The organism is Gordonia sp. p3-SID1431, assembly GCF_025143765.1.
GTDB lineage: Bacteria > Actinomycetota > Actinomycetes > Mycobacteriales > Mycobacteriaceae > Gordonia > Gordonia hongkongensis.
In genome coordinates, this window is record NZ_JAMBDT010000130.1 from 1 (window position 1) to 11606 (window position 11606).

Consider the following 11606-nt stretch of genomic DNA (forward strand, 5'->3'; position numbering starts at 1 on the left):
TTCGGGTCGGCGATGGTGCGGTCGCGTCAGCCGATCGGCCGACCGGCGTCCACGCCGGGCGGCGGTGTCCATGGGATCTCGGGGAACTCGGCCGGGAAACGGGTGACCTTCGTGCTCGACGACGGCGTCGACGGTTCTGCCGGCTCGCTCGAGGGCGGGACCGACGACGGCTCCTGCGGTTCGCTCGCCTGCTCGGACGGCGTGGTCGGTTCATCCGTCCCGCCGCCCGGAGGCGTCGACGCGTCGGGTGAGGGCTGGTCCTCGGAGTTCCGGAGATCGGGCCGGGTCGGGTCGATCGTCCCGGGCTGTTCCGCACCGGTCGACGGTGCGGGATCGGTGGTCTCGATCGGCAGACCCGCACCCGCGCGGATGCGGTTCATCCAGTCCGTCATCTCGTCACGCATCTCGTTGTCCATCGGACCCATGCGCTCCTGCGCCTCGGCCAGCAGGCTGGCCGCCGCACCCGGATCACCGGCGGCGATCGCGGCCTCGGCACGCTCGAGGTTGTTCCGGACGTCGTGGGCCGCCTGCGTCTGCGACGCGGCCTCGGCGAACACGACCTGCTTGATGCCCCACAGCGGGTCGCCGGGTTGCGAGCCCTCGGAGAGCACGGTCAGGCCGGCAGCCGCAACGATGACGATCGCGGCGGCACCCGACACGACGCGCAGGTGACGGACCATGCGGCGGCCGCGACTCGCGCGCTCGCTGGTCCCGATTGCCCGCTCGACGTCGTCGACGGACAGCAGCTCGGGCTCGGGGGTGGACACGATCTCCGACCGCCAGCCCGACAGCATCTCGGCCAGCTGATACTCGGCCGCGTCGCGGGTCGGCACCGGCACATCGCGGGTCAGCGCGTCGAGGAAGTTCTCGTCGAAGTTCAGTTCGGAGAGGTCGAGCGCGTCGTCGGAAGCGGAGAGATCGAACGCGCCGAGTCCGGACTCCGCGTCCGAGGAGAACGGGTCAACCGGGCGGGGTCCGGGCCCGGCGGGCGCCGGGCCGCTCGAACCGGGCGCGCGACGGTGCGCCGGCGGCTGACCGGGTCGATTCGGCTGGTCACCACCGGCGACACGGCGTCTACGCCAATCAGACTGTCCGCTCATCGTGACCTCCTGTCCGTCTCAACTCGTCTTTCAATTTCGCCAGCGCTCGATGCTGGGCGACTCGTACTGCTCCCGCGGTGCTGCCGATCGCCTGCGCGGTCTCCTCCGCCGACATCCCGACGATCAACCGCAGGACCAGTACCTCGCGTTGCTTCTCGGGGAGGATGCCCAGCAGGGCTCTCATCCGCCTGCTGCCGTCGGCATCGATCGCGAACTGCTCGGGACCCCCGGTGACGTGTGAGACCTCGGGGATCTCCTCGACCGGGTCCGACTTCACCCGTGCCGCCACCCGCATGGCGTCGGCGACCTTGTGCGAGGCGATGCCGTAGACGAAGGCCATGAACGGTTTGCCCTGGTCACGGTACCGTGGCAACGCGGTCATCACCGCCATCAATGCCTCCTGCGCGATGTCGTCGGCGGAGAACAGATGCCGTTCCCCTACCCCGATGCGTCCTCGGCAGTAGCGCAAGATCGGTTCCTGCACGCTTTCGAGAACTGACGTGAGAGCTGCCCGATCGCCTTGGCCCGCGGCCCGGACGGCGTCGTTCAACTCACCACCTGTCAACTTCATCGCGCGTAGGAATCCCCGTGTTACAAGTCGGCCAACCGGTCTAATTGCCGGTCCTGGTCCGGGCCCCGGCACGGTGACGCCGCCGGTGGCGATCGTCGTGGCACGCGGCTGGAGAGCGCGTTCCGGCGACGTCTCCGGCGGCGACGACGTGGCAGACCCCAACACACCTTAGCGATCAACCGTCCGGCATCAGCGCCATGCCCTTGCCGATCAGCGTGGCGCGGAGCCGGCGGTGGTGAACGGCCTCGTCGCCGGACGCGGCTCCGGTGCCCAGCAGCAGGCTCATCGCCGCCCACTCCAGGGGCAGGAGGGCCTCGTCGCGAGCGTCGGCGACGACGTCCCGCGCCGCGTTCGCGGTGCCACCCCGATCCCCCGCGCCCGCGGCGGCAGCCGCGGCGATCAACGCAGTCTTCACTCGATGGCGGGCCGGGACCGGAGTCGCCGCGTCGTGCATCTCCCGCACCAGCAGTGCCCCCGCTCGGGCGTGTTCGAGCCCGGACGCCACGTCACCGCGGTACAGACCGAGTTCGGCGCTCACCCATTCCCAGCGCAGGCGGCAGCGCGTGGCCGTCATCCAGTCCGCGTCCGCCGGCCGCCAGGACCACTGTTCGGGGTTCGCCCCGACCGGCCGCTCGTCCGTGGGATCGAGGACCGTTCGAGCCCGGTCGAGCAGCCGACGGGACGCATCGAACCGCAGCAGACCCAGATTGTCGGCCGCGAGCCCGACGAGTCCGTCCGCGACCGCCGCTCGGAGAAGCGAGACCTCGCGTGGCCCGGGGCCCGATGCACCCGGCTCGGCCCGGGCGCCGGAGATGCCGACGGTGAGGAGGGCTCGGCCGTCGATCCCATGCGAGATGTGGTGTCGCCCGGCCTGGCGGACCAGGGAGGCCCGCGTGCTCTGACACAGCGACAGCACGGCGAGGTGGGGGTCGGTGGGCGCGGATACCCGCGCCCGCACACCGGCGACCCGTTCGAGGGACGCGAGCTCGGTGAGGGCGCGGGCGTAGTTCCCGTCCCCGCCGGCGCGGACCGCCGCGGCCCACGCATGCAGCAGCGGGACCGCCGACGGCCGCAAGGAGGGGTGTCGACGCAGCTCAACGGCTTTGTCGAGCGTCGAGGAGGTGTTCTTGGTCACTCGATCTTTTTCGGTTTGCATAAATTTAACGAACGATTCCCAACGTTAATTCTCAGGACAGATCACGGGTGCATCATCGGAAGATTTCCGCCGTGTAAATCGGTCCGATCGACGTCACCACACCCCTACGTCCGACGCACTGGACGAAGACCCGGACCCGGCAGCCATCATCGCAGGTCACACCGGGTCGGTCGCCCCGGTTCAGGGGGCACCGCAACACTGCATCCGCGCTGTGCTATCCAACCGCGATCACCTAACCCGCCGTTAACATTTCTGAGACTTTCGCAGCAATCCTGTCCCATTTCAGGGCTATTGACGCAATTTCTCAGGCCCGCTTAATGTGAGTTCAGCGTTGCAGGAAATCGACGTTTCCCACCGAAGCACCCCGGTGCGGCCCACGACAAGGAGTAGCTGTCATGCCTCAGCCCAATCATCTCCCCGGCCCCAACGCTGACATCTGGGACTGGCAGATGTCAGGACTCTGCCGCGGCGTCGACTCGTCGATGTTCTTCCATCCGGACGGCGAACGCGGCCGCGCCCGAGCGCAGCGTGAGCGACGCGCCAAAGAGATGTGCCACCAGTGCCCGGTCATCGCGCAATGCCGGGAGCACGCACTCGCGGTGGCGGAGCCGTACGGCATCTGGGGCGGACTGTCCGAATCCGAGCGCAGCATCTTGATGAAGCGGGGCGTCGGCCGCCGGATGGCCAGCTGAGGCCGGGGGCGTTGAACCCGACCAGACCACGACCCCGAGAGCCGGGCATCCCTGCGAGGATGCCCGGCTCTCGTGTTCGTCGAACTGCGCGGAGTTACGTCAGTGCGCGTGCCCGTGTCCGGCGTGACCGGCCGGTTCGTCGGCCGGCTGATCGGTGATCGCCGTCTCGGTGGTCAGCACCATGCGGGCCACCGACGCGGCGTTGACGACCGCCGACCGGGTGACCTTCACCGGGTCGATGATGCCTTCGGCGACGAGGTCGCCGTAGGACAGGCTCGCGGCGTTGAACCCCGAGCCCTCGGCCCCACCGGCGACCTTGTCGACCACGACCGCGCCGTCGAGTCCGGCGTTCGCGGCGATCCAGTAGAGCGGCGCCCGCGCGGAGTCGCGGACGACCCGCACGCCGAGGGCTTCGTCACCGGTCAGGGACTCGGCGAGGGCGTCGAGCTTCTTCGACGCCTGCACGATGGCCGAGCCACCACCGGGGATGATCCCCTCCTCGACGGCGGCCTTGGCCGCCGCGACGGCGTCCTCGACGCGGTGCTTGCGCTCCTTGAGCGCGGTCTCGGTGGCCGCACCCACGCGGATCACCGCGACACCACCGGAGAGCTTTGCCAGACGCTCGGCGAGCTTCTCCTTGTCCCAGTCGGAGTCGGACTGCTCGATCTCCCGACGCAGCTGCGCCGAACGGTCCGCGATCGCGTCCTTGGTGCCGGCACCCTCGACGAGGGTGGTGGCGTCCTTGGTGACGACGACGCGACGGACCGAGCCGAGCACGTCGAGACCGACCGTCGGCAGGCTCAGGCCGATGTCGGAGGAGACGACGGTTCCGCCGGTGACGATCGCGAGGTCTTCGAGGAAGGCCTTGCGGCGGTCGCCGAAGAACGGCGCCTTGACGGCGACGGCGCGGATCGTCTTGCGGATCGAGTTCACGACGAGGGTCGACAGCGGCTCGCCCTCGACATCCTCGGCGATGATCAGCAGCGACTTGCCTGCTTCGACGACCTTCTCCAGCAGCGGCAGGAAGTCCGGCAGGGAGCTGATCTTGTCGCGGTAGAGCAGGACCAGCGCGTCCTCGAGAACCGCTTCCTGGCTGTCGAGATCGGTGACGAAGTAGGGCGAGAGGAAGCCCTTGTCGAACTGGACGCCCTCGGTGATCTCGAGGTCGGTGCTCAGCCCCGAGCTCTCCTCGACGGTCACGACACCATCGGCGCCGACCGCGGTCATCGCCTTGCCGACCATCTCGCCGATCTCCTCGTCGCGGGAGGACACGGTGGCGATCTGGGCGATGGCCTGTTCACCGGCGACGGGGGTCGCAGCGGCGAGCAGGGCCTCGCTCAGCGCATCGGCGGCCTTGCTGATGCCCTGCCCGAGAGCGATCGGGTTGGACCCGGCGGCGACGTTGCGCAGGCCGGCCTTGACCATCGCCTGTGCCAGCACGGTCGCGGTGGTGGTGCCGTCGCCCGCCACGTCGTTGGTCTTGGTGGCGACGGACTTCACCAATTGCGCGCCGAGGTTCTCGAACGGATCGTCGAGCTCGATGTCGCGCGCGATGGTGACGCCGTCGTTGGTGACACTCGGTCCGCCGAACGCCTTGGCGAGGACCACGTGCCGTCCGCGCGGGCCGAGGGTGACCTTCACGGTGTCGGCGAGCTGGTCGATGCCTCGCTCGAGCGCCCGGCGCGCGGTTTCGTTGAATTCAATCTGCTTGGCCATGAATCACTTTCTGCAACGGGAGCCTGTCGGCGTAACGCACATCGCCCCGGTACCCCTGCACGGGGCGCCGGGGCGATGTGAGACGCGATGAAGGCTCGCGGGGTCTAACTCGGCCGGAGTTCGGTGCCGGTCCTACTTGCCGATGACGGCGAGGACGTCGCGCGCCGAGAGGATCAGGTACTCCTCGCCGGCGTACTTGATCTCGGTGCCGCCGTACTTGCTGTAGATGACGGTGTCACCTTCCTTGACGTCCACGGGGACGCGGTTGCCCTGCTCGGTGACCCGACCCTCGCCGACAGCGATGACGGTGCCTTCCTGCGGCTTCTCCTTGGCGGAGTCCGGGATGACCAGGCCCGACGCGGTGGTCGTCTCGGCCTCGACGGCCTGCACCAGGATCTTGTCCTCAAGCGGCTTGATGTTCACGCTCGCCACGATGTGAGTCCTCAACTTTCGTACTGAGAAAGAATCTGCACGTTCACGGCCCTGCAAAACCCCGTCGTCGCGGGTGTCCGAGGCTTCGGTCAGCGCCATCTAGCACTCTATACATGCGAGTGCCAGCACTCAAGGGTGGAGGCTGCAAAAACCCGGCCGTGTTCGCTCCCCGCGAAGACGGCCGGGCTCCGTCCGCTACAGCTGACTGACACGCACCGACATCGCCGGGTCCGACGCCACGGTCAGCGGCGAGGGCGCCGCGCCCCCGCCGATCACATGAGCGCCGAGCGTCGCGATCATGACGCCGTTGTCGGTGCACAGGCGCGGCTTCGGAACCCGCAGGTCGATCCCGGCCGCCCCGCAGCGTTCCTCCGCCAGCGATCGGATGCGCGAATTGGCGGTGGCACCTCCGCCGAGGACCAGGGTGTCCACCCCGAGGTCACCGCAGGCCCGGACCGCCTTCATCGTCAGCACGTCCGCCACCGCCTCCTGGAACGAGGCCGCGACGTCCGCCACCGGTACTTCCACTCCGTCGCGCACGCATTTCTCGACATACCGTGCGACCGCGGTCTTGAGTCCGCTGAAAGAGAAGTCGTGCCGTGAGTCGCGGGGACCGGTCATACCGCGTGGGAAGGCGATCGCACCCGGGTCACCCTCACGGGCGACGCGGTCCAGCGCCGGCCCCCCGGGAAAACCGAGATCGAGCAGGCGGGCGACCTTGTCGAAGGCCTCCCCGGCCGCGTCGTCGACCGTGGTGCCCAGTTCGACGATGGGCTCGGCGAGATCGGTGACGTGCAGCAGGTGCGTATGTCCACCGGAGACCAGCAGTGCGACGCACTCCGGCATCGGTCCGTGCTCGAGGGTGTCCACCGCGACGTGCCCGCCGAGATGGTTCATCGCGTACAGCGGTACGTCCCAGGCGAGTGCGTACGCCTTCGCCGCGGCCACCCCGACGAGCAACGCGCCGGCGAGTCCCGGCCCGATGGTGACCGCGATGGCGTCGGGACGGTCGATGCCGGCCGCCTCCCGCGCCCGACGCATCGTGGGGACGATCGCCTCCAGGTGCGCTCGGGAGGCGATCTCGGGGACCACGCCGCCGAACCGGGCGTGTTCGTCCACGCTCGACGCGACCTCGTCGGCCAGCATCGTCGCGAATCCGGGTGTGTCACTGTCGCCCGGCGTCCACCGGACGATGCCGACACCCGTTTCGTCGCAGGAACTCTCGATGCCGAGAACGATCACGCCGGGCCCTCCTCCGGTTCGAGCGGCCGGCCCGACACCGGGAGCCGCAGCATCGTGTAGGCATCCGCGCCGGACGGCTGATAGTAGTTGCGGCGAAGACCCGCGGTGCTGAACCCGTGATGCGAGTACAGCCCGATCGCCACCTCGTTGTCGGTGCGTACCTCCAGGAACACCGCGGCGTCGTTCTCGTCCGCGACGGCGAGCATGGCCTCGAGCAGCGCCCGGCCCACTCCCCGTCCCCGATGGTCCGGATCGACGGCGATGGTGTGGATCTCGCACTCCCAGGCGTCGGGTTGCCCGAGCGTGGAGATCCCGGCGTAACCGATGACGTCGGCGCCGAGGCGCTCCCGAGCCGCGAAATAGGTGTTGTACGGGGCGTTGAGTTCGGCGCGGAAAGCCGCGGCGGGCCAGGGTGAGTCGTCGGCGAACATCCGCCGTTCCAGCGCGGCGCAGCGCGGGATGTCAACGAAGGTGAGCGCGTCGATGACCAGCTCCGGTGTGGTCATCGCGCCGCACCCGCCCGACGGGCCTTCTGCTCCACCGCGTCGGGGCGTCGTAGATACAGCGGCACAAGGGGTTCGGGTTCGGCGCCCGCGACGATGTCGGCGGCAGCCGCCATGACCACCCCGCGTACGGTCGGCACGCCGGTCGCGGGTGGATCACCGGTCCAGCCGGCGAGTTCGAGGTGGGCCGCAGAACCCGCCACCGCACCGATCCGCCCCCCGGCGACATCGGGGGCGAGCTCCTCGGCGACCACCGCGGGCGCGGTCACCTCGGGGCCGCGCACACGGCGGCCACCCTCGTAGAGCGCCCAGTAGACCTCGCGCCGGCGCGCGTCGGTCACCACCAGAGCTCGCGATCCTGCGTCGTCCGGACCGGCGTCGACGGCAAGCGCATCGAGGGAGCACACGCCATACGCCGGTATCCCCAGCGCGTCGGCGAAGGCGGCGCCGGTCGCCATCCCCACCCGGAGTCCGGTGAACGGCCCGGGCCCGCAGCCGACGACAACCGCGGTCAGTTCGGTTCGGGCCGTGCCGGATTCGGCAAGACACTCGGCGACCAGGGTGGTGAGCAGTTCCGCGTGCCGTCGGTGGTCGGCGACCACCCGTTCGGCCAGCACGCGCACCTCACCGTCGCGCAGTTCGGCCACTCCGGCCACCACCGAGTCGGTGGCGGTGTCGACCGCCAGCACCAGACCCTGACTCATTCCGCGCTCACCCACTCCCACTCGGCGTGTCGCACATCGGTTTCGGTGTCCCGTCGCAGCCGCACGACCAGATGCCGGTCGGCGAGCCGCTCGGCCACACCTTCGCCCCACTCGACGACGACGACCGCCTTGTCCAGGTCGGAGTCCAGGTCCAGGGCATCGAGTTCGTCGAGCATCCCGGAACCGCTCCCCGTACCGCCGAGCCGATAGGCGTCGACGTGGACCATCCCCGGGCGGTCGGGCCGGCCCGGCCGGTGCTCGCGGGCGATGATGAACGTCGGCGAGGTCACCCGCCCCTCGACGCCGAGACCGGCACCGATCCCGCGGGCCAGCGCCGTCTTTCCCGCGCCCAACGGACCGTCGAGGATGACCACGTCACCTGCGGACAGGGTCGACGCCAGCTCGGCGCCGAAGGCCTCGGTGTCATCGACCTCGGGGAGGTCGCGCGTACCGCGGGGACCCACGCCGCTCATCGGCGGCCTCGCTTCCACCAGCGCCGACGGGGGGCCGGCAGAGCGATCCGCGCGCGATCCACCAGTTCGGCGATCGCGTCGCTGACGAGCCGGGGCTCCTCCATCTGGACCATGTGGCCCGCGCCCTTGGCGACGACCAGGCGGGAATCGGCGCCCAGCTGGGAGTACATCCGGACCGAGTTGCGTAATGGTGTGAGCCGGTCCCGGTCCCCGCACACGACCGTGGTCGGCACCTGGGCGACCACCGGCAGGGCGGTCGACTCGTCGTGGATCTCCAAGGCGTGCAGGAAGTTCACGATGGTCTCGATCGGCGTGCTCTGGATCATCGTGTCCACCGCGGCGCCGAGGGCCGGACTGTAGAACGTCGGCCCGAAACTCGCCGCGACCAGCACCGGTTCGAGGGCGGCGCGGGTCAGTCCGCGGCCCGCCTGGACCAGGCGCGGCGCGCGGCGCACACTCATCCGGAAGGCATCCACCACCGGATTGCGCAGTCCCTCACCGAGTCCGGCGTCGGTGACACCGCGCGACGCCGTCGCCACCAGCGCCACCCCGGCGACCGGACCGTGCGACGAGAACAAGGCCGGGTGCCGGCGCGCGAGCCCCATCAGCGTCATCCCGCCCATCGAATGACCCACGAGCACAACGGGTCCCATGGGTACGGTGGCACGGATCACCGCTGCCGCGTCGTCGGCCAGCTGCGCGATCGTGCAGGTCTCGGTCGGGGCCGGGTCGCTCTCCCCGTGCCCCCGGTGATCGAAGAACACCAGCCGGTAGTTGCGATCGTGCCACTCGGCGGCGAGTTGCTCGCGCTGGAAATGCCAGCTCGACAGCCGGAGGCTGAAGCCGTGCACGAACACGATCGTGAGGTCGGGCACGGAGCCTTCCGACACCGTCCCGAGGTCGACGATCCGCACCGCGAGATCCAGGCCGTCATCGGCGGTGACCGTGGTCCCCCGCTCGCGGTAGAGCGCGGTGAGATCGACATCGGCGTGCGGGTCCGGCCGGCCCACCACGCTCTTGCGGGCGATGTTGCGCGCTGCCCCGACGGCTGCCATGCCGCCCAGGGCGGCGATCCCCGCCACCCCGGCCAGCAGTCCGACCCGGTCGGAATCCACCAATGCTGCCTCGCTCACTGTCCGGTCCCCATGGACTTCGTGGTTGCCGTGGTCTCGGGGTCGAGCCCGACCTGCGTCTCGCGGAGGTAACGACGGACCACGCGCGTCCCGACCTGGGAGACGATCTCGTAGTCGATGGTGCCGATCGCGTCCGCCCAGTCCTTCGCGGTGGGGCCGCCCGAGGCGCCGGTGCCGAACAGTTCGGCCTGGTCGCCCTCGCGGACACCCGCGCCGTCGGGTCCGAGGTCGACGACGAGCTGATCCATGCAGATCCGGCCCACCCCGTCGAACATCCGCTCGCCGATCCGGACCCGGATCCGGCCCGACAGCAGGCGCGGCACGCCGTCGGCGTACCCCGCGGCGACCACGGCCACCACCGTGTCGCGCGGCGCGATCCACGTCTCGCTGTAGGACACACCCTGCCCCGCGGCGACCTTCTTCACGAGCGCGATGGTCGCGGTCAGGGTCATCGCCGGGATCAGCCCGAAGTCGCCGCGTGCCGGTACCGGGGTCCGGCCGTAGACGGCGATCCCCGGCCGTACCAGGTCGCGGGCGAGATCCGGACGGGTCAGCGCGGCAGGCGAATTGGCGATGTGGACCACCTGCGGTGCAGCGCCGAGGCGGGCCAGGTCGGCGACCGCGGCGTCGAGTCGCTGCGCCTGCGCGTCGTTCAGCGGGTGCTCGGGTTCGTCGCCGCGCGCGAGGTGGCACATCGCCGCACGCAGGGTCACCGAGCCGTCGACGTGCGCCTTCGCCACCCGCTCGGCGAAATCCGCCCACTCGTCCACCGCGACGCCGCTGCGATTGAGGCCGGTGTCCACCTTCGCGGTGACGACCGCCGACCGACCGGTGCGGTGTGCCGCCGCAATCACCGCGTCGAGCTGGGAGATCGACGAGAGTGCGATGTCGATGCCGTCGACGATCGCTCCGGCGAAGTCGGCTCCCGGCGTGTGCAGCCACGCGGTGATCGGGGCGTCGATGCCGGCGGCGCGGAGCGCGGCGGCCTCGGTGAGGTGCGCGACCCCGAGTTCGGCGGCGCCGGCCGCGAGCACGGCGCGGGCCACCGGCAGGGCGCCATGGCCGTAGGCGTCGGCCTTCACGACCGCCATCACGTCAGCGCCCGAAGCGGCGCGCAGCACGCCGACGTTGTGGGCGATCGCGCCGAGATCCACGGTCGCGGTCAGAGCAGGGGAAGTCATCGTCGACCATTGTCCCAGATCGCCGGGTGCGGCTCGTCCCGGCTGCCTCCGGCGTGAGGTGCGCGTCGTTCTGCGGAGATGGTCTGAGTAGTCACACCGATGCGCGGCGTCGGGCAGGACGGTTGAGTGGACCCCGACGCTGATCCCGAACCGCCGCATCCACCGGAAGTCACCATGTACACGAACTCGAATCCGCAGGACCCCGCCGTTCTCACCCCGGTCGGCCTGCGCCCAGCCCACGACCTCGCCGGCTTCACGCCCGCCGGCTTCGTGCCCGTCGACCCGGTCGTCCCGCCCGCGCCTACCGGTCGGCCGGGCCTGCGCGCATCGCTGACGTCGTGGGCCGCCAACACGATCGGGTGGGTGGCGTTCGCCACGGCCGCGGTGCTCTTCCTTCTCGCCCTCGGGCACGCCATGGCGGGCGAACCCGCCGACGGGTACGGGGTCGCGGCTCTCGTCGCCTTCGGCGTGGGAGTACTCATGACGATCGTCGCCTGCGCGGGTCTCGTCGTGTCGTTCGTCCAGCGGGTCAGGCACGGCGCCTTTCGGCGCCCGGGCGTCATCGCCGACGCGATCGTGCTGTCGTCGGTCACCGCGTTCAGCGTGCTGACGACGCTGTACCCGCTCGCGTTCGTGCTGGCGGCGTGGTGAACTCACGGATCGCCGGCCGCAGCGCCGCCAGCAGCGTCGACGCCCCGATCGG

At 70.3% G+C, this 11606-nt stretch carries 13 protein-coding genes; 2 read left to right on the forward strand and 11 right to left on the reverse strand.

The genetic code is table 11. The annotated features are described in order from the left end of the window. Positions 1 to 26: 26 nt before the first annotated feature. From M4D77_RS21680 to M4D77_RS21690, 3 genes are all read right to left on the reverse strand, one after another. Complete coding sequence (locus M4D77_RS21680) at positions 27 to 1100, reverse strand: anti-sigma-D factor RsdA (protein ID WP_226512903.1); 1074 nt, start codon at positions 1098 to 1100, stop codon at positions 27 to 29. After that, positions 1084 to 1671 (reverse strand): sigma-70 family RNA polymerase sigma factor, encoded by a 588-nt coding sequence (locus M4D77_RS21685; RefSeq protein WP_010841867.1) that lies wholly within the window; start codon positions 1669 to 1671, stop codon positions 1084 to 1086. The genes M4D77_RS21680 and M4D77_RS21685 overlap by 17 nt, the downstream gene beginning before the upstream one ends. A gap of 175 nt (positions 1672 to 1846) precedes the next feature. Continuing rightward, complete coding sequence (locus M4D77_RS21690; protein WP_259937359.1) at positions 1847 to 2806, reverse strand: hypothetical protein; 960 nt, start codon at positions 2804 to 2806, stop codon at positions 1847 to 1849. A 416-nt stretch (positions 2807 to 3222) separates the two neighbouring features. On the opposite strand from M4D77_RS21690, the gene M4D77_RS21695 reads away from it, so the two are divergent. Further along, complete coding sequence (locus M4D77_RS21695) at positions 3223 to 3519, forward strand: WhiB family transcriptional regulator (RefSeq protein WP_010841865.1); 297 nt, start codon at positions 3223 to 3225, stop codon at positions 3517 to 3519. Positions 3520 to 3618: 99 nt separating this feature from the next. Here M4D77_RS21695 and groL read toward each other — a convergent pair whose 3' ends face one another. The 8 genes from groL to alr form a co-directional block, all read right to left on the reverse strand. Further along, positions 3619 to 5235, reverse strand: coding sequence for a chaperonin GroEL (groL, locus tag M4D77_RS21700; protein ID WP_058250696.1), 1617 nt, complete (start codon positions 5233 to 5235; stop codon positions 3619 to 3621). A 132-nt stretch (positions 5236 to 5367) separates the two neighbouring features. Continuing rightward, positions 5368 to 5667 carry a co-chaperone GroES gene (gene groES, locus M4D77_RS21705; RefSeq protein ID WP_004019185.1) on the reverse strand — a complete coding sequence of 100 codons (300 nt, stop codon included), beginning with the start codon at positions 5665 to 5667 and terminating at the stop codon, positions 5368 to 5370. A 195-nt stretch (positions 5668 to 5862) separates the two neighbouring features. Beyond that, the gene (tsaD, locus tag M4D77_RS21710) at positions 5863 to 6909 is read right to left on the reverse strand and encodes a tRNA (adenosine(37)-N6)-threonylcarbamoyltransferase complex transferase subunit TsaD (RefSeq protein ID WP_259937360.1); all 1047 of its coding nucleotides are present in this window, start codon (positions 6907 to 6909) and stop codon (positions 5863 to 5865) included. Beyond that, positions 6906 to 7415, reverse strand: coding sequence for a ribosomal protein S18-alanine N-acetyltransferase (gene rimI, locus M4D77_RS21715; RefSeq protein ID WP_259937361.1), 510 nt, complete (start codon positions 7413 to 7415; stop codon positions 6906 to 6908). The genes tsaD and rimI overlap by 4 nt, the downstream gene beginning before the upstream one ends. Next, the gene (gene tsaB / locus M4D77_RS21720; protein WP_137809234.1) at positions 7412 to 8116 is read right to left on the reverse strand and encodes a tRNA (adenosine(37)-N6)-threonylcarbamoyltransferase complex dimerization subunit type 1 TsaB; all 705 of its coding nucleotides are present in this window, start codon (positions 8114 to 8116) and stop codon (positions 7412 to 7414) included. Before tsaB ends, rimI begins: the two co-directional genes overlap by 4 nt. Next, positions 8113 to 8589, reverse strand: a complete 477-nt coding sequence (tsaE, locus tag M4D77_RS21725; protein ID WP_259937362.1) for a tRNA (adenosine(37)-N6)-threonylcarbamoyltransferase complex ATPase subunit type 1 TsaE — start codon at positions 8587 to 8589, stop codon at positions 8113 to 8115. Before tsaE ends, tsaB begins: the two co-directional genes overlap by 4 nt. Next, positions 8586 to 9722 (reverse strand): alpha/beta fold hydrolase, encoded by a 1137-nt coding sequence (locus tag M4D77_RS21730; protein ID WP_259937363.1) that lies wholly within the window; start codon positions 9720 to 9722, stop codon positions 8586 to 8588. The genes tsaE and M4D77_RS21730 overlap by 4 nt, the downstream gene beginning before the upstream one ends. Then, entirely contained in the window at positions 9719 to 10903 is a 1185-nt protein-coding gene (gene alr, locus M4D77_RS21735; protein WP_259937364.1) for an alanine racemase, read from the reverse strand. The genes M4D77_RS21730 and alr overlap by 4 nt, the downstream gene beginning before the upstream one ends. Positions 10904 to 11029: 126 nt before the next feature. Between alr and M4D77_RS21740 the strand changes: the two genes are divergently transcribed. Beyond that, positions 11030 to 11554 (forward strand): hypothetical protein, encoded by a 525-nt coding sequence (locus M4D77_RS21740; RefSeq protein ID WP_259937365.1) that lies wholly within the window; start codon positions 11030 to 11032, stop codon positions 11552 to 11554. The last annotated feature ends 52 nt before the right edge of the window (positions 11555 to 11606 follow it).